The sequence below is a fragment of the Marinobacter sp. AN1 genome (assembly GCF_026013985.1).
GTDB lineage: Bacteria > Pseudomonadota > Gammaproteobacteria > Pseudomonadales > Oleiphilaceae > Marinobacter > Marinobacter segnicrescens.
Genome location: NZ_CP110342.1, coordinates 3,110,936 through 3,128,317, shown reverse-complemented (window position 1 = coordinate 3,128,317; position 17,382 = coordinate 3,110,936). Strand labels below are relative to the sequence as shown.

Sequence of the window (17,382 nt, the reverse complement as noted above, 5' to 3'; positions counted from 1 at the left end):
CTTGGGCATGGTGTCATGGCCTGCCGGGTGGGTCGCTATTCGTTCTCCGGCGTGGCGGTCAGGTGAAGCTCACCGGCCTCGTCAAACACGGCATGGATGAGGATGGGCTGGCAGCAAACCTGGCAGTCCTCCACGTATTCCTGGTCACGAACCGACGGGTCCACGAAGACTTCCAGTAGTTCCCAGCAGTAGGGGCATTGCAGGGTGGCAGGTTCCAGCATGGTTGGTTTTCGCAAGCCGTTAGCCCGCTACGCGGTTGCTGGCGTAGCGGGCCGGAACAGTGGGAGGTTCGTCAGAACTGTTGCTTGGCCATCCACGGAATAATCCGGTCGAAGGCCTCCTCCAGCTTCTCGCAGGTTGTCGAAAAGCTCAGCCGCAAGGCGTTCTGCGTGTGCTCCCCAAAGGCGTCCCCGGGTACGGTGCACACCCCGGTTTCTTTCAGCATGCGCAGGGCCACGTCCGAACCATCCACGTGAGGTGGCAGGGTAGGAAAGGCGAAGAAGGCGCCGCCAGGCTTGTAGCCGGTCAGATGGGGCGTCTGGTCGATCAGTTCGACAATCTTGTCCCGGCGCTCCCGGTAGATATCCACCATGTCCCTGACACACTGCTGGTCGCCGGTCAGTGCCGCCACCCCGGCAAACTGGGACGGTGTGTTGGCAACCGACGTAGTGAACATATGGTACCGGCGCAAACTCTTGATGGTGGCCTGGCTGGAAATCACCCAGCCTACCCGCAGACCTGCCATGCTGAAGGTCTTGGAGAAGCTGCTGATGCACATGATGTTGTCCAGGTCCACCGAGCACTTGAGCACGCTGGCGTAGTCATCATCATCGAAAATCAGGTGGTCGTAGACCTCATCCGCGTAGATCTGTATGCCCCGGTAGGCACACTCCTCCACAATGGTTTCCACGGTCGAGCGGGGGTACACCGCCCCGGTGGGGTTGTTGGGGGAGTTGAGGATGATCGCATAGGTGCGCGAGCCCATGGCCCGGATGACTTCGTCCGGGTCAAGCTGGTGGTCGTTCTCGGGCCGGGTGGGAATGTACTTCACCTCGCCGCCGTTCATGCGGATCAGGGGCGCATACAGCAGGAAGGTGGGGTCGGTAATGATGAATTGCCGGCCGGGTTGGGCGGTTGAGGTAATCGCCAGGTACATGGCCTCGGTGGCGCCGCTGGTGATCAGGATGTTGTCCCGGGTCAGCTTGCGGTTATAGCGCTTGCCATAGTAGTCCCGCAGGGCCACCAGCAGCTCCGGCAGGCCCGCATCCATGGTGTAGCCGGTCTGGCCGGCGTTGAGGGCGTCCACGTAGGCATCAATGATGTGCTTGGGCGTGGGCAGGTCAGGCTGACCGATGGACAGGTGAATCACGTCCTTCATGGTGGACGCCATATTCACCATACGTCGGATACCCGGCACGGGAATCGCCTGCATCGCAGGGTTCCAGGAGGCCTTGGCCTTGCGGTATTTGACCTTGCGCGGCTGGGTTTGCCCGGTATCTTTTGCAGCCTCTGCCATAAGCACCTCTCACGGCCATGAATGGAAGTCTGGTGGGGCGTTCAGGCCCTCTCTCGCAGAGTAGTCCACGAGTCACAGCACATACAAGGGCAAGCCGGTGGTTTACTTCTAAAGTATTGTCCATACCCCGTTTGACCCGCTTAACTCCACCAGCCAAACTCAGGGAAAGCTAAAGGGACAAACCGGAGGATTCACCACCCATGAGCCACGACCAGAAACCCGTAATCACCGTACTGACTGCCCCGGGTGAGCCGGAGCCGCCGGGTATCGACGCGGTTCGAGCCAGGGGTGAGGTCCGGCTGGCCTGGGATGAGGAAACCCTGCGGGAGGCCCTGCCCGACAGCCGGGTGATGATGGTGACGGATTTTCGTACTGAGGCGCTGGAAGCGGCCTGGCCAATGGCGGACAAGCTGGAGTGGATCCATGCTACCAGTGCAGGGGTGGATGCGCTGATGTTCCCGGCGCTGATCGACAGTGATGTGACGGTGACCAACGCCCGGGGGATTTTTGACCGGAGCATTGCGGAGTATGTGCTGTGCACCATGCTGATGTTTGCCAAGGACTTCCCCCGCTCCATGCGCCTGCAGGCCGGACACAAGTGGAAACACCGTGACACGGAGCGGGCTGAGGGACGTGAAGTGCTGATCGTGGGGGCGGGCTCCATTGGTCGTCAGATTGCCCGTCTGGCCAGGGCGGTTGGCATGAATCCCCATGGCGTGGCTCGTCGCGCCAGAAGCGGGGACGAGGACTTTGTGGCCGTTCACGCCAATGAGCAACTCTTTGATCAGCTGGCGGTGGCGGATTTCGTGGTCATTGCGGCGCCCCTGACCCCTCAGACAGAAGGACTGTTTGACCAGAAGGCCTTCGCCGCCATGAAAAAAGAAGCCCGCCTGATCAACATCGGCCGTGGCCCGATCGTGAATACCAGGGACCTGATTGATGCGCTGAACAAGGGCGAGATTGCCGGTGCCGCGTTGGACGTGTTCGAAGAAGAGCCCCTGCCGGAAGACCATCCGCTATGGGAAATGGGCAACGTCATCCTGACGCCCCACATGTCCGGCGACTTCATCGGCTGGCGCAGGGCCCTGACGGACCAGTTCCTGGAGAACTTCGACCGTTGGCACAAGGGCGGAGAGTTGTTCAATCACGTAGACAAGAAACTGGGCTACGCCGGTAGCTGACAAGGTGAGTGGGGTGGGTTGGTTTACGCTACTCAACCAACCCCCAACCACGCATACCACCCGGCCAGAATCTCATCCCCGAACCACAACGCCAGCAACCCCGCTGCTGCCAGGTAAGGTCCGAACGGAATCGGCACATCCCGCCCATGGCGGTGGAACACCATCAGGGTGATTCCCACAACCGCGCCCACCAGGGAAGACAGCAAAATCACTGCCGGTAGCAACTGCCAGCCCAGCCAGGCACCGATGGCGGCCAGCAGCTTGAAATCACCGTGCCCCATGCCCTCCTTGCCGGTGACCAGCTTGAACAGCCAGTAAACGGACCACAAGGAAAGGTAGCCAGCCACGGCACCCCAGAACGCACTGTGAAAGTCCGTCAGATAACCGAAGTAGTTCAGCAGCAGTCCCAGCCACATCAGAGGCAGGGTGATGTTATCCGGCAGCAGCTGGGTGTCGAAATCGATCATGGTCAGCGCAACAAGCGCCCATACCAGCACCAGTGCCCATAAGGTGCCAACAGAAGGCCCGAGCAGCCATACGGTCAACACTGAAAACAGCGCGGTAATCGCCTCTATCAGCGGATAGCGCACTGAAATCCGGGTGCCGCAGTTGCTGCACTTGCCCCGAAGGAACAGATAACTGACTACCGGAATATTTTCCCAGGGGCGAATCCTGTGGCCGCAGGAAGGGCAGGTGGAGGGTGGCCGGGACAGGGTGATGCGTTCCTCGTTACTGCGCTCCTTCTCCGGAACCGCCAGGAATTCTTCACACTGACAACGCCAGTCCTGGTGCATCATTTTGGGCAGGCGCAGGATGACGACGTTCAGGAAGCTGCCAATACACAGGGAAACAAAAAGCACTGAAATGTAGAGCAGCCATGGAGTTGAAAGGAAAACGTCAAGGGTGGGCATTCGATACCTTCTGGATTGGGATCGTTATTTACGGCGATGAAGAATTTAGCTGAGTTACCGTCTTACACTCCCTCTCCCCTCGAGGGAGAGGGCCGGGGAGAGGGGGAGAGCCGCAGAGTGAGAGCCCGAGCTTTGGCTCTCACTCTGCGGAATCACAAGAGTCTACTTAGCCAACAACCTGACCCATCTGGAAGATTGGCAGGTACATGGCTACGATCAAGCCACCTACCAGCACACCCAGCACCGACATAATCATCGGCTCCATCAGTGCCGTCAGGTTGTCCACCATGTCGTCCACCACCGATTCATAGTGCTCTGCCACCTTGGCAAGCATTTCATCCAGGTTGCCGGACTCCTCGCCAATGGCGGTGAGCTGCACGGCCATCACCGGGAAGACGTCGGTCTGTCTCATGGCAGCTTGCAACTGGACACCTGAGGACACTTCGTCCTTGATTTTGAAGATGGCATCACGGTACACCGCGTTACCCGTTGCCCCAGCAACTGAGTCCAGTGCATCCACCAGCGGCACACCAGAAGCGAAGGTGGTCGAAAGCACCCGGCCGAACTTGGCCACTGCTGATTTGTCGATTATCTCCCCCATAATCGGGATTTTCAGGATGTATTTGTCCACCAGGTCTGAGAACTTTTGAGATCGTCTTTTTGCCTGACCAAAGCTAAAAACGAACGCTACGATCCCAAGCAAAACAACGAACCACCACTTCTGCATCCATTCGGACAAGTTAACAACCATCTGCGTAAATACAGGAAGGTCGGCACCAAAGCCCTGGAACAGGCTCTCAAACTGGGGGACAACCTTGACCAGCAGTATCGCCGTTACGATGATTGCCACCACAATAACCGCAATCGGATAGGTCATGGCCTTCTTGACCTTTTTCTTGAGAATCTCGGTTTTCTCAAGGTAGTTCGCAATCCGGTCAAGCATTTGTTCCAGCGCACCGGCCTTCTCACCGGAATCCACCAGGTTGCAGTAAAGATCATTGAAGTGCTTGGGGTGCCGGCGTAAGGCGCCCGCAAAGCTGGTACCTGAAGCGACGTCATTGCGAATGGCAACCACGAGCTCCTGCAGACCCTTGTTGTCCAGGCCATCAGCCACAATGTCGAAGCTCTGCACCAGTGGAACACCGGCCTTCATCATGGTGGCCAGTTGGCGGGTGAACATGGCGATATCAAAGGGCGTGACCTTCTTGCTGCCACCAAACAGCGGCTTGGGCTTGCGCTTGACCTTGCTGGGCATCACCCCCTGCTTGCGCAGCTGGGCCTTCACCAGTGCCAGGTTGGTGCCGGATATCTCCCCCTTGGCCTTGTTGCCCTTACGATCCTTACCTTCCCAGACATACGCCTGAAGTTTTTCTACCTTCTGTGCCTGTGCCATGCTTAATCCTTCGTTACGCGGTTGGCTTCCTCAAGGCTGGTCACCCCTTCAATGACCTTGCGAAGGGCGGACTGACGCAGCGTACGGAAACCCTCTTGCTGGGCCTGGCGGGCTATCTGGATGGAGCTGGCTTCTTCCATAATCATGTTCGCCAGTGACTCGGTAACTTTCACCACCTCGTAGATACCCACGCGGCCCTTATAGCCTCCATTGCATTTATCACAGCCCTTGGGTGTGTACAACGTAAAGCCAGTTTCAATTTGTTCTTCTGTGAACCCTTCCTTTAAAAGCGTTTCTTTCGGCACATCCAGCGGCTGTTTGCAGCTGTTACACAGGCGCCGGCCCAGGCGCTGGGCAATGATCAGGCTGACCGATGTGGCGATGTTGAACGACGGTACACCCATGTTCATCATCCGGGTCAGGGTCTCTGCCGCGCTGTTGGTGTGCAGGGTGGACAGCACCAGGTGGCCGGTCTGGGCCGCCTTGATAGCAATATTGGCAGTTTCCAGGTCACGGATCTCACCCACCATGATCACATCCGGGTCTTGCCGCAGGAACGCCCGCAGGGCTTCGGCAAAGCCCAGGCCCACCTTGTTGTTCACATTGACCTGGTTGATGCCCTCCAGGTTGATTTCCGCCGGGTCTTCCGCCGTCGAGATGTTGATCTCGGGCTGGTTGAGAATATTCAGGCCGGTGTAGAGGGATACCGTCTTACCAGAGCCGGTAGGACCGGTCACCAGGATCATGCCCTGAGGCTGCTTGAGGGCATTCATGTAGAGTTCTTTCTGGTCTTCCTCATAACCCAACGCATCGATGCCCATCTTCGCCTGGCTGGGATCCAGGATCCGCAACACGATCTTTTCACCCCACAGGGTAGGCAGGGTGTTGACCCGGAAGTCGATGGCCTTGGTCTTGGATAACTTCATCTTGATGCGGCCATCCTGGGGTACCCGGCGCTCGGAAATATCCAGCTGGGCCATGATCTTTACCCGGGCGGAGATCTTGGGGGCCAGTTTGATGGAGGGGCGGGAAATTTCCTTCAGCATGCCGTCGGTGCGGTAGCGCACCCGGTACACCTTTTCATAGGGCTCAAAGTGGATATCCGAAGCTCCGCCCCGAATCGCATCCAGCAGGATCTTGTTGACGTACTTTACGATGGGAGCGTCGTCCACATCCGTGGTTGCAACGACAGCGTCATCGTCGTCCTGCTCACCACCCTCTGTTTCCACGCCCTCCAGATCCGCATCGTCAAGATCGCCCATGGCGTCTTCAGCAGATTCCAGATACTTGTCGATGGCGATCCGCAGCGCGGCATCATCCACCAGGATCGCGTCGGTACTCAGGCCAGTGTTGAACTTGATCTCATCGAGGGCCTGGATATTGGTGGGGTCAGATACGGCAATAAACAGCCGATTGCCTCGTTTATACAGAGGCAGGGCGTTGTGCTTGCGAACGAGTTTTTCGTCCACCAGCTTTTCCGGCAGCATCTCCGGTAGAAAGCTGTTCAGGTCCAGAACACTGACGCCGAACTCCATGGCCGCTGCAAACGCCAGCTTCTGGCTGTCCGCCAGGTCGTTCTGGACCAGGTAGGTGATAAGGGGAATGCGATTATTGGCTGCCTGCAGGTAGGCATCCTTGGCGACAGCCTCCTCTAACAGGCCGTCCTCTACAAATCGCCGGGCCAGGCCCGTAAGAGTTACATTGCTTTTATCGGTTGCCATAAAGTTCGAACTTTGTCGGTAACACACTGACAGGCGGGTGAATGGCCTGTGGTGATCAGGTGACAGTGAGTTTAGATGTCCCAAGTATGATTGGAAAGACCGGTGGTTGACCATTTGTGTCACTCAGGCATGTGAGTGGCTTCGCAGTGTGACGTTTTGCGTCAGTGAGCGACCGGATAGGGCATGTGAAGGGTTCCTCAAAACCGCCTGCCAGGCAACAGTTTTTGGTTCATAAGGCCATGAAAAGGCGCAGATAATTGTCCTCTGTCAAAAACTGGCACGGCAGGTGCTGTACTCTTCGCAGGCTCATACCGGTTCGGGGGCAAAGCTCCGCCGGCCCCGGAGCCATACGGGAAAAACGCAAAACACAGAGGCATTGTTATGAAAAACATTCAGATGAATCATGGTCAGAAGGGTTTCACCCTGATCGAACTGATGATCGTTGTGGCGATCATTGGTATTTTGGCGGCGGTGGCTATTCCCCAGTATCAGGACTACACTGCTCGTTCCCAGGTGACCCGCGTAGTGGGTGAAATTAATGCTCTGAAAACGGGTATCGAAGACGCTCTTCAGCGTGGTGCAGAAGTCATTTACGGTTACGACGACGATATGGCCAACAATCAAATTGCGCTTGGGTATGACTCAGATAAGTCTAACCTTCTGGATCCGGGCGCGGGCACTGATGGCATTACCATCACCGATGGTGATACTGCAACGCCGAAAATTGAAGCTCAATTGGGTGGCCAGGCGGCCGCTGCAGTTACTGGAGCTGTAGTAACTATTGAGAGGCAGGCAAATGGAGTTTGGAACTGCTCGATTACTGGTAAAACAGATGGTACAGATGGTTGGAAGGATAGCTACGCACCTGCCGGATGCCCTGCTTCCTAAAAAATAGAAGCAGTAAAAAGGGGGCCCTAGGAGGCTGTGTGAAAACAGCCTCCCAAGCTGGCAAAATAACCGCGACATGGCTCGCGGTTATTTTTTATGAGACATCTGGAAGGCACTCCCCGAAGTCAGACGCTTCTGCTTCCGCCCAGCGTCGAAGATTACGTCCCCGAAGATCACCCGGTTCGCGTCATTGATGCCTTTGTGGATTCACTGAACCTGTCTGAGATGGGTTTCAGGAAAGCGCAGACGGCTCACACAGGCCGACGCCCTTATCATCCCGGCGATCTGCTCAAGCTATACATATACGCCTACCTCAATCAGACCAGCAGCACCCGACGGCTGGAAAAAGAATGTCATCGCAACCTGGAAGTGCTCTGGCTGATGAAGCAGCTGGCACCGGATTTCAAGACCATCGCGGACTTCCGTAAAGATAACGGTGGCGCGGTCAAGAAGGTGTGCCGCCAGTTCATTGTGTTCTGTAAACAGGCAGGACTGGTCAGTGGCCAGTTGGTGGCGATTGATGGCAGCAAGTTCAAAGCGGCTGCCAGTAAAGATCAGGCCATCACCCGCAAGCAGTTGGAGAAACAGCTGGGCAAACTGGACCAGAAGATCGATCGTTATCTCGCTCAGTTGGCGGCATCGGAACAAGGTGATGACGCCGACCTGAACCGTGACAAAGTATCCCAAGCCCTGGCTTACCTGGAAACCCACAAGGCGGAACTGCAGGATGAGCTGAAGACGCTGGCCGATGAGGGCAAGACTCAGCTCTGTCGTACAGAGCCGGACGCCAAGCTGATGAAATCTGGCCGGGAAGGCATGGTGGTGGGCTACAACGCGCAGAATGCCGTTGACGAGGAACACCAACTGATCGTTCACCACGACCTGACACAGGCAGGCAGCGATAACCAGCAATTGAAACCGATAGCCCAAGAGACCCATGACGTACTGGAGGGCGGACTAGAAACCCTCGTTGCCGATGCCGGCTATTCCAACGGTCAGCAGATCAACGAGCTTCAGTCTTCTGGGTACGATGTGGCCGTGCCATCGAACCGGGCGGTCAACAATCAGGGAAGCGGCGAGTACTTCCAGAAAAGTGACTTCACCTATTTGCCCGAAGAGGACGCTTACCGCTGCCCTGCTGGAGAGCGGTTGCTTCACAAGACGGTGAGCAACAAGGATCGTCTGCATCTGTATGCGCGTTCAGGCTGCAATCAATGCCCGCTACAAAGCCAATGCACCAAGGTGGATCGACGCTGGGTCACACGCCACTTCAATGAAGAGGCTCTGGAGAAAGCAACGAAAGCCGCCACACCTGAGCGGATGATCCGTCGCATGGCTGCCGTTGAGCCGACCTTCGCCACACTCAAAAGGCTGCTGAATAAAGGGCGATTTACCTGCTGGGGTCTGAGTTCTGCCAGTAGTGAATACAGTCTGGGGGTTCTGAGTTACAACCTGATGCGGGCGATCAACGTGCTGGGCGTGAAGGGCATGCTGGCAAGGCTGACTTGAGGCACTTACGCCTCTCTATCGCATGGAAATATATGCTGATTGAAAGCAAAAATGCCCCGGACGATGTCCGAGGCATTTTGTGGGCCTGCTCAGAAGCTATGTAAATCGAGTTTTTACACAGCCTCCCTAGTGTGCCGTTCGGTTAATTCGCTGACTCATATTGGTTATAATGAGGCTATCGATCAGTAAAAATAGGTTCCCATTGTGCCCAAGCCAGCAGCCCCGTTTAATCTGACCGTTAACGATCAACTGGAACTTGAAGGCTGGTGCCGAACAAGCACTCTGAGTCAGCATCTGGCTCAACGCGCCAGGATCCTTCTGTTACTGAATGAAGGCGAGACGCCTCAAGGGATTGCAGACTCGCTTCAGGTGAGCACTCAAACGGTCTTCAAATGGCGCAAGCGTTATAGCGAGCAAGGTCTTGAAGGGCTTTATGATGCGCCGCGACCGGGGCAGCCTCGAAAGCTGGACAACAAAACTGTCAAAAAGATTTTAGAAGACACAGTCCATAAGGTCCCGAGAGAAGCCACACACTGGAGTCTCAGCCTCATGGCGAAACATGCCGGAGTGACGCGCTGGCAAGTGCGCCAGATCTGGAAAGCGGCTGACTTAAAGCCGCACCGGCTCAAAACGTTCAAAATCAGCAACGACCCGAACTTCGCTGAGAAAGTGTGTGACGTCGTAGGTCTTTATCTGAATCCTCCGGATAATGCGCTGGTTCTGTCTGTTGATGAAAAGACACAGATTCAGGCGCTCGACCGGACACAGCCAAAGTTACAGCTCAGGCCAGGACAAATTGAGCGTCATACACACGATTATAAGCGCCATGGCACGACCAGCCTGTACGCAGCTTTTAACATTTTGACGGGCGAGGTTATTGGTCGTGTTACTCAACGCCATCGTGCCAAGGAGTTTCTGGATTTTTTGCGACAGATCGACCGAGAAACCCCGAACGATCTGGATCTGCACGTGATTCTGGATAACAGCTCGACTCACAAGACCTCGGAGGTCAAAACCTGGCTGGCCAAGCACCCTCGCTTCAAACTCCATTTCACGCCTACGAGCGCATCGTGGCTGAACGCCGTTGAGGGGTGGTTTGGCCAACTGGAACGGCGCGCGCTTTATCGAGGCATTTTCACCAGCGTTGGTGAGTTGAAGTCAGCTATTAAAAAGTACATCAAGGTCCACAACGAAAAACTGGCCAAGCCATTCCGGTGGCATAAAAGCGCCGAAGCTATTATGACATCAGTGGCGCGGGCAAAGCTGAGCTTAATTGACAATAAGCGCGCGAATTAACCGAACGGGACACTAGGGCCCCTTTTTTTATTTAATAAAGCATATTCAATGCTAAGACCAGTTTTCACTCATTCAGTCAAACCTCGGGCAGGAGCATTCTAGAAATGAGTGTGGAACGTCAGGTCACTACGAATTTCTTTAACAAATACTCGACTTGGGTAGTGAGTATTATTATTGCATTTGTCCTTATTTATGCGATGTTTATAGATTTCTTGCCTGTCTTTTTGGGCGGATATGCGGACCGTCGCCTCCTGTTATGCTTCGTGACTTGGACGAGTGTTGTTGGGTGCCTGGCCTATCTCGTCATCGTAGGGGAACCTGGCCTGACTTGGCTCTTAATTTGGCCTTTTGTGCTCATAACTCTTTGTCTTGGATTAATTGCTTACTATTCTTCTGGCGATTTCGGTACTGTAGAGCCAATCTTCTACGCTCTTTTTTTCAACGCATTTGGATTTACGGGTGCCTGTTTAGTTAAAGCGAAAAGAGTGGGGCAGGTGCTTAATAGCTTGATACTAATCGTGACCGTGTTCTGCTTTTTTTACGGTGCGATGTCGCTAACCGTTTATATGTTTGCCATAGCTGACAATTTTTCGAATCTGGACAAGGTGATTCCCTGGGGGTACGTAAATATCCGATACTGGAGCCATATTGCAACCTGGGTGATTCCGTTATTGCCGTTGGCAACCTTGATAGGCCCATTAAAAAAGAGTCGCCTGTGGGGGGTGGGGGTAATAGTGGCCGGAGCGCTTTGGTGGTGGATAGTATTTCTATCCTCTTCCCGGGGAACTCTTGCGGCCATGGTCGTCGCCATAGTTATGGTGGCATTGATGTTTAGGGGAAGCTGCCTTCCTTGGTTGAAGGTGTTTCTCAAACATTTAGGTTTTGGCTTGATAGCTTGGTTATTCCTGTCGATAGTTATACCCTCTTTCGTGTTTGAGGAATTACAAGTTAGAAGTATAGGGTCCGGCGTGTCCGGGCGCTGGCCACTTTGGGAAGAAGCATGGGCGATGAGCTTGCATACTTTTCCTTTTGGCATGGGGTCGCATTCGTGGCTCACCCATGAAGTCATCACTGATAGCTATCAGACTTCAAAAAGATTTGGGCATCCCCACAATATGTATCTTATGTGGGCCGCTGAGTATGGTTGGTTGACGGTCGGAGCTATGGCTCTTCCCGTAGTCGTGGGATTCAGTAGGCTCTTGCGACAGCGCAGGAGAATTATAGCAGGAGAGTTTGACTCCCTCTCGGCTGGCTTGGTTGGAGTAACCGCCTCCGTTATCGCTGCACTAACGCATGCCGGTGTTTCTGCAGTGTTCTTGGCACCAGCTTCTATGCTTGTGGGCTATCTTGTACTTTCTGTTTTCTGGGCGATCGTGAGCACTGGCTATGAACCTCTATCAGTCGCCTCAAATGTATCATTGAAACGTGCCGGGAGGACCATAGCGTTCTTGCTGATGCTCTCGGTCACATTAGTTGGAGTCTTATGGCTTGAGGAGGTGTTCCGGTACCATAGGGCAATGGTGGCGGACCTCGCGTATTATGATGAGCATGTCCAGCTTCGGAAACTGCCCCGCTTTTGGTTCCATGGTAATTTCCCCCGGCACCCCTCGACCATGCCTCAAAATGAGTAGCGAGTGGGTGCACTGGAGTTGGCAAGCCCTCGATATAGTGGCCTGACTATGGATAGGCACTTGCTGCTGGCTGCCCAAAAGCTAAAGCTCCCCCCCACAATAGACAGGCACTCGATAGAGAAGAATCAGAAGTCACTGGCAAACCTCCCACCAAATAAGTTCAAATTCCTCCTAGCCTCGTCGATTGGCAGATGGAACAGGCAGTTTTGTGAGAAATAGGCGTAGTAGGCCGATATTGAGGCGGGTGCGGGCCCTGGCTTGGTGCCAGTTTGGTGTTAGGAGGATGGGGTGGTCTGGTTCAGGCTGCCGATCGTCGTCGATCCAGGTGGGCCCGCCGGTTTTCCTGGTAGCGGGCCTCGAACTCCGTGGCTTCGGTTAGCCATGCGTCGGCATCAATCTCAAGGCGGTGAAGGATAGGGGGCCGTTGTTCGGGGATGTGGCCGCGCTTCTGCGGATTGATTCGTCACCCTGCGAGATTTTCAGGCTTGAGGATGATGTACATCACCATTTATTGTATGTACAGTAATTGTCAGGGAAATCGAATTTGATCCAGGGAAGGATGCCATCAACACCGAAAAACACGGTGTGTCTTTGGCAGGCGCACGGCTGCTTGAGTGGGAGTGGCTGTGGGCGAAAGAGGATGGCCGGAGGGAGTATGGTGAGCGGCGGATGGTTGGCTATGCGCCGATCGGATCACGTGTCTATTGTGTTATCTTCGTCTCGCGAGGCGCCACACGCAGGATCATAAGCTTCCGCAAGGCCAATCGACGAGAGGTGAAGCTCTATGCAACCAAAATCTAGGTTAGGTCGGGTATTTGAACTCCCTTCTGACGAAGAAGAGGCTGATATCAATGCCGGAATTGCTTCTGATCCTGACACCCGTGAGCTGACGGATCAGGAGCTTGAGGAGCTTCGTCCAGTCGGGCGGCCCAAGGCTGCGGTGACCAAGGAACGGATTACGATCCGCCTGTCGCCGGAAGTAGTCGCCGAGTTCCGCGCGACGGGTAGTGGGTGGCAAACACGAATGGATAAGGCATTGCAGGAGTACCTGAACACTCATGCCCGGGCCGATATTGAGCGGTTAGGATAGCCGCGCGGTACTGCGAAACGCATCGAGTTTTACGAAGATTCAGAGCGCCCACCATTTTGGCCTGGGGTTTGCTGAGCTTGAACCATCCTGGTTCTTAAACAGCTCACAAGGCAGTACCACATGGTTCAAACCAATAAAGGTTTCACCCTTATCGAACTCATGATTGTGGTGGCGATACTCGGTATCCTTGCCACGATTTCAATCCCTCTCTATCAGGGCTACGTCGCCAAGACCCATGTTTCCCGGGCGGTGGGCGAACTAGGCCAGTATCGTACAGCCATCGAGGATGCAGTTGGTGGAAGCAAGCCCGTCACCAACACAGCGATCGGCTACATACCTTCCAACATCACCACCGGCACCAGTGCAACCGATATCGCCACCTTGAATGCTGACGGATCAGGGCAGCTACAAGTGACGCTGGGGGGCAATGCTCACCCCAGAGTGTCAGGGATATTGATCACGTTTCAGCGAAGCACAGCGGGAAGCTGGGAGTGCGTGATAGACAACTCGGCCAACCTGTCGGGGTGGCAAGATAGCTACCTTCCGCCGGGATGCAGGCTGTAACGCCCGGTCGGATCATGGTATTCCCGACAGACCGCTTTTCTGTGTCCCGGGACTATCCGTTCAGTCGGCAATAATGGTTGATAACGACGAGACCATATTATTCTCCCCGTGAATTCTACCGAATAAGTAATACGAATTTGTATCCGGTGCATGGTATGCATAACCTGCATGAACTTTAAAACAGCCCGGAGGAATCATGGCCTTACCAGAACTCGAAACAACCCAATATGAAGTCAAAGACGGCATTGCCACCATCACCCTGAACCGCCCGGAAAAGCTCAACGCCTACAACGCCAAGATGCGTGAGGAACTGCTGGCGTTGTTCGATGAAACGGACGCCGATGATAATGTCCGGGTGGTGGTCATCACCGGTGCTGGCCGTGCCTTCTGTGCCGGGGCGGATTTGTCGTCGGGCGGTGGCACCTTTGACCGCAAGGCACAGTCTGGCAACTTGTCCCGGGAGTCCCTGCGGGTAGGGGATGTGTATCGCGATGGCGGTGGCACCAATACACTGCGTATCTACCAGAGCCTGAAACCAGTTATAGGTGCTATCAACGGGCCGGCAGTAGGTATCGGCGCGACCATGCAGCTGCCCATGGATTTCCGTATGGCTTCCACGACGGCCCGTTTTGGCTTTGTGTTTGTACGCCGGGGTATTACGCCAGAGGCTGCGTCATCCTGGTTCCTGCCCCGCCTGGTCGGCATGCAGACCGCCGTGGAATGGACTATGACGGGGCGCATCTTCGGCGCGGATGAAGCCCTCAAGCATGGCCTGGTCAGGTCCGTGCACGAGCCAGACGAACTATTGCCGGCAGCCTACGAACTGGCCCGGGAAATCGCAGACAATACAGCGCCTGTCTCCGTAGCCCTGGCCCGGCAGATGATGTGGCGCATGTCTGCCGCACCGCATCCCATGTACGCTCATCGTATCGATAGCCGCTCCATCCAGGCCCGTGGCGAGTCTGCCGATGCCCACGAAGGCGTTACTTCCTTCCTGGAAAAACGCCCGGCCGAATTCCCCAACAAGGTTTCCACTGACATGCCGGAGTTCTTCCCCTGGTGGGAAGAGCCGGTGTTTGAATAAGCGCCTGGTTGCTGTAGGTCAGTGTTAAAGTCCGGGAGTCTGCCAACGGGATACTGGCAGGCTCCTGGCTTGATCAGGCCGGACGCTCGCCGGGTTGGCGGCTTTAAAGCTCCCCCCGGCTGACACATAAATTACTCAAGAAATCACCGGTACTGCCGATAACCAACACAGGTTATAAGAGGCCAGCTCACCGTGATTTCATCCAGCCAGATTTCTCTCACATCAAACAGTACCCGCCAGGTTTCGATGCTGGACACCAGCCAGCTACGAATCAATCAGCGCCTCCCGGGCCCCTTGCAAAGTGGGCAGCAGGCCAGTGGCACGGAGTTGTCCCTGTTCCGCCAGGCGGCCTATCGGTACAGCAGCCAGGAGCAGCTGGCATTTGGCAGCACGTCCCAGGTCAGCGGTAATGGTCAAAATGCATCGTTCAACAGCGCGGAACTGGTGGGAAAATCTTCGGAGCTGTTCCTGTTGGGTCAGCAGGCACTTAACGTCAGCCGGGCGGCCTTTGGTGAGGGCGCTGGAGCCGAGGCGAGGGGCGAGTTAACGGTGACAGCAGGCCAGTACCTGTTCTATTCGGAGAGCGAGAGTCGCAGTTTCGCGTCCACCGGCAGTATCACCCTGGATAATGGACAAACGGTCGACTTCACCTTGTCACTGCGGCAGTCGCAATCCCGGACTTACGAATACTCGGAGTTGGTGCAGATCCGGGAGCGTCCGCTCACGGACCCCTTGGTGATCAACTTCGGCGCGTCCACAGCCCGTTTGAACGACACCCTGTTCGAGTTCGACCTGACCGGAAACGGTGAAACCGGTGAGTACGCGTCGCTGGGAAGCGGTAGTGGCTACCTGGTGTTTGACCGTAATGGTAATGGCAAGGTGGATAACGGCTCTGAGCTGTTCGGCCCACAGTCTGGTTCCGGTTTCAGTGAACTGGCCAGCTACGATGATGATGGTAACCGCTGGATTGATGCCAATGACGACGTCTTCCAGTCCCTTTCCGTCTGGGTGCAAACAGCGGAGGGCGACCAGCAACTGAGATCCCTGGCGGAGGTCGGTGTGCAGGCGCTGTATGTGGATAGCGTGGAAGACCGCTTCACCCTGACCAATCCGCAGGGTGTGCCGCTTGGGCAGATCAAGGCGTCGGGCATCTATCTCACGACAGGCGGAGAGGTTCGTACGCTGGAAGAGTTGGACCTGGCCGAGCAGAATACCGAGCAGGCCCCGCCAGTGTCGACGTCGCTGGGTGTTACTGGAGCGGATGGGCAGCAAGCCGGGGACGGGCGAGCTGACGCAAGGGTTGAGGCCATCCAGAAGGCACTGGTAAAGCTGAATGAGATTCGCGAGAAACAGCAGGCCTTTATAGAGCGGGCAAAGGACGAGGGGGAGAAAGACTCTCCCCTGAAAGACTATTTCCGTATTATCGACAGGCTGCGCCTTGAACTACTGAATAGCCAGGATGAAAAGAAACAGGCAGCAAGCAAGTACCTGGAGTTTGCCAGGCTCTGACTGCTGCACTGATCCGGGTTTTGGTAGCAGTTAAAGGCCTCCGTTATGGAGGCCTTTACCCATCCGGCCCTGTTACTCGAACGTCCTGGGCCGCACGGTATCCGGCTTCAGGAAGTCTTTCTCACCCGTGTTGTCGTGATCCCCAAGGGTCTCGCCGGTGGCTTCGCTGGCCTGTCCGTAAAGCGAGTGCTTGTGGAAGGTGGGGCCATATTTTTCCAGGGTTTCCTTTACATCACCGGTGTAACGGGGGTCCTGGGGTCGTTCCTGGTTGCTGATGTAATAGGCAATGTCCCAGGCTTCCTGGTCACTCAGTGACAGGGGCTGACCCAGCGGCATGTTGTTCTTGATAAAGCCGGCTGCCGTAAACACCCGCACAATGCCAGCGCCCCAGTTGTTGGAGCCGTCGCCCCAGGGTGCGGGGAATACCGTCTTGCCATCCACCTGCAGGCCTTCACCGTTTTCACTGTGACAGACGGCGCATTGCTCCTGGTAAAGCTTTTCACCATTGGCGTAGCTCAGCTCTTCCGGGCGTTCCGGGGCCGGGAAGCCGCGGCCGTAAATGGGCTTCTCCGGATACATCTCAACACCCTTGGCCAGCCACTGGAGATAGGCGGCCAGGGCCAGCATGTTGTCACTGCCATACTCCGGTGGCTTGCCATTCATGGAATAGGTGAAACAGCCGGCGATGCGCTCTTCCAGGTTGTTGACGTGGCCGTTCTTGCCCCGGAAGTTGGGCAGGGTGACCGCAGCGGGCCACACCGGAGCACTGAACGGCATGCGGCCTTCGCCCAGGTGGCAGCTGGAGCAGTTCATATCGTTGAACACGTTCTCGCCGCGAAGTTGCTGGGTATCGGTAAACAGGTCATAGCCACGACGGATCACCCGTTTCAGCTCCGGGTGCATGTCGGACGCTTCCAGGTCCTGCATGGTGGGTGGAATATGCACCAGCTGGTTCTCTTTGGGCGCCGGATAGCCCAGTTCGGTCAGCGTGTTCAGGTAGTCTTCAGTGCGCTCGTTGGCCGCTACTCCCCCGGCAAGCAGGAGAGAGCCGGCCAGTGCTGTGATGGCGAACGTCGGTTTCATGGCTTT

Annotated in this window: 16 protein-coding genes; 10 read left to right on the top strand and 6 right to left on the bottom strand. The window is 55.7% G+C overall.

Annotation, left to right across the window (positions count from 1 at the left end; all coding sequences use genetic code 11):
• Positions 1–35: 35 nt before the first annotated feature.
• Positions 36–221 (bottom strand): CPXCG motif-containing cysteine-rich protein, encoded by a 186-nt coding sequence (locus LJ360_RS14320; protein WP_091852323.1) that lies wholly within the window; start codon positions 219–221, stop codon positions 36–38.
• 71 nt (positions 222–292) lie between these two features.
• Complete coding sequence (locus LJ360_RS14315; RefSeq protein WP_091852320.1) at positions 293–1,516, bottom strand: pyridoxal phosphate-dependent aminotransferase; 1,224 nt, start codon at positions 1,514–1,516, stop codon at positions 293–295.
• Positions 1,517–1,716: 200 nt separating this feature from the next.
• Between LJ360_RS14315 and LJ360_RS14310 the strand changes: the two genes are divergently transcribed.
• A complete protein-coding gene (locus LJ360_RS14310; RefSeq protein WP_264994397.1) occupies positions 1,717–2,697 on the top strand; it encodes a D-2-hydroxyacid dehydrogenase in 981 nt (326 codons plus the stop codon).
• A gap of 32 nt (positions 2,698–2,729) precedes the next feature.
• Here the strand turns inward: LJ360_RS14310 and LJ360_RS14305 are convergent, their stop codons facing one another.
• The 3 genes from LJ360_RS14305 to pilB form a co-directional block, all read right to left on the bottom strand.
• Entirely contained in the window at positions 2,730–3,608 is an 879-nt protein-coding gene (locus tag LJ360_RS14305; RefSeq protein WP_264994396.1) for a prepilin peptidase, read from the bottom strand.
• Between the two features lie 166 nt (positions 3,609–3,774).
• Positions 3,775–5,001: a type II secretion system F family protein gene (locus LJ360_RS14300; protein ID WP_264994395.1), complete on the bottom strand. Its 1,227-nt coding sequence runs from the start codon at positions 4,999–5,001 to the stop codon at positions 3,775–3,777.
• Between the two features lie 2 nt (positions 5,002–5,003).
• A complete protein-coding gene (gene pilB, locus LJ360_RS14295; protein WP_091852308.1) occupies positions 5,004–6,722 on the bottom strand; it encodes a type IV-A pilus assembly ATPase PilB in 1,719 nt (572 codons plus the stop codon).
• Positions 6,723–7,103: 381 nt separating this feature from the next.
• Between pilB and LJ360_RS14290 the strand changes: the two genes are divergently transcribed.
• From LJ360_RS14290 to LJ360_RS14250, 9 genes are all read left to right on the top strand, one after another.
• Positions 7,104–7,610 (top strand): pilin, encoded by a 507-nt coding sequence (locus LJ360_RS14290; protein WP_320108770.1) that lies wholly within the window; start codon positions 7,104–7,106, stop codon positions 7,608–7,610.
• A gap of 96 nt (positions 7,611–7,706) precedes the next feature.
• Positions 7,707–9,119 (top strand): IS1182 family transposase, encoded by a 1,413-nt coding sequence (locus LJ360_RS14285; protein WP_264994394.1) that lies wholly within the window; start codon positions 7,707–7,709, stop codon positions 9,117–9,119.
• Positions 9,120–9,323: 204 nt separating this feature from the next.
• Positions 9,324–10,415, top strand: coding sequence for an IS630 family transposase (locus LJ360_RS14280; protein WP_264994393.1), 1,092 nt, complete (start codon positions 9,324–9,326; stop codon positions 10,413–10,415).
• Positions 10,416–10,519: 104 nt separating this feature from the next.
• A complete protein-coding gene (locus LJ360_RS14275) occupies positions 10,520–12,046 on the top strand; it encodes an O-antigen ligase family protein (RefSeq protein WP_264994392.1) in 1,527 nt (508 codons plus the stop codon).
• Positions 12,047–12,631: 585 nt separating this feature from the next.
• Positions 12,632–12,847 carry a BrnT family toxin gene (locus tag LJ360_RS20065; protein WP_413774369.1) on the top strand — a complete coding sequence of 72 codons (216 nt, stop codon included), beginning with the start codon at positions 12,632–12,634 and terminating at the stop codon, positions 12,845–12,847.
• Positions 12,831–13,136 (top strand): BrnA antitoxin family protein, encoded by a 306-nt coding sequence (locus tag LJ360_RS14270; protein ID WP_264994391.1) that lies wholly within the window; start codon positions 12,831–12,833, stop codon positions 13,134–13,136. The genes LJ360_RS20065 and LJ360_RS14270 overlap by 17 nt, the downstream gene beginning before the upstream one ends.
• Positions 13,137–13,256: 120 nt before the next feature.
• Positions 13,257–13,700 carry a pilin gene (locus LJ360_RS14260; protein WP_320108769.1) on the top strand — a complete coding sequence of 148 codons (444 nt, stop codon included), beginning with the start codon at positions 13,257–13,259 and terminating at the stop codon, positions 13,698–13,700.
• 196 nt (positions 13,701–13,896) lie between these two features.
• Positions 13,897–14,784: a crotonase/enoyl-CoA hydratase family protein gene (locus tag LJ360_RS14255; protein WP_091852300.1), complete on the top strand. Its 888-nt coding sequence runs from the start codon at positions 13,897–13,899 to the stop codon at positions 14,782–14,784.
• A gap of 192 nt (positions 14,785–14,976) precedes the next feature.
• A complete protein-coding gene (locus tag LJ360_RS14250; protein WP_264994390.1) occupies positions 14,977–16,293 on the top strand; it encodes a hypothetical protein in 1,317 nt (438 codons plus the stop codon).
• Between the two features lie 72 nt (positions 16,294–16,365).
• On the opposite strand, the gene LJ360_RS14245 is transcribed toward LJ360_RS14250, so the two are convergent.
• Positions 16,366–17,376 (bottom strand): c-type cytochrome, encoded by a 1,011-nt coding sequence (locus LJ360_RS14245; RefSeq protein ID WP_264994389.1) that lies wholly within the window; start codon positions 17,374–17,376, stop codon positions 16,366–16,368.
• Positions 17,377–17,382: the final 6 nt, after the last annotated feature.

Excerpts from the sequence above, each read along its gene's own strand:
- LJ360_RS14320 (WP_091852323.1), bottom strand. The coding sequence starts at position 221 with ATGCTGGAACCTGCCACCCTGCAATGCCCCTACTGCTGGGAACTACTG.
- LJ360_RS14315 (WP_091852320.1), bottom strand. The coding sequence starts at position 1,516 with ATGGCAGAGGCTGCAAAAGATACCGGGCAAACCCAGCCGCGCAAGGTC.
- LJ360_RS14310 (WP_264994397.1), top strand. The coding sequence starts at position 1,717 with ATGAGCCACGACCAGAAACCCGTAATCACCGTACTGACTGCCCCGGGT.
- LJ360_RS14305 (WP_264994396.1), bottom strand. The coding sequence starts at position 3,608 with ATGCCCACCCTTGACGTTTTCCTTTCAACTCCATGGCTGCTCTACATT.
- LJ360_RS14300 (WP_264994395.1), bottom strand. The coding sequence starts at position 5,001 with ATGGCACAGGCACAGAAGGTAGAAAAACTTCAGGCGTATGTCTGGGAA.
- pilB (WP_091852308.1), bottom strand. The coding sequence starts at position 6,722 with ATGGCAACCGATAAAAGCAATGTAACTCTTACGGGCCTGGCCCGGCGA.
- LJ360_RS14290 (WP_320108770.1), top strand. The coding sequence starts at position 7,104 with ATGAAAAACATTCAGATGAATCATGGTCAGAAGGGTTTCACCCTGATC.
- LJ360_RS14285 (WP_264994394.1), top strand. The coding sequence starts at position 7,707 with ATGAGACATCTGGAAGGCACTCCCCGAAGTCAGACGCTTCTGCTTCCG.
- LJ360_RS14275 (WP_264994392.1), top strand. The coding sequence starts at position 10,520 with ATGAGTGTGGAACGTCAGGTCACTACGAATTTCTTTAACAAATACTCG.
- LJ360_RS14270 (WP_264994391.1), top strand. The coding sequence starts at position 12,831 with ATGCAACCAAAATCTAGGTTAGGTCGGGTATTTGAACTCCCTTCTGAC.
- LJ360_RS14260 (WP_320108769.1), top strand. The coding sequence starts at position 13,257 with ATGGTTCAAACCAATAAAGGTTTCACCCTTATCGAACTCATGATTGTG.
- LJ360_RS14255 (WP_091852300.1), top strand. The coding sequence starts at position 13,897 with ATGGCCTTACCAGAACTCGAAACAACCCAATATGAAGTCAAAGACGGC.
- LJ360_RS14245 (WP_264994389.1), bottom strand. The coding sequence starts at position 17,376 with ATGAAACCGACGTTCGCCATCACAGCACTGGCCGGCTCTCTCCTGCTT.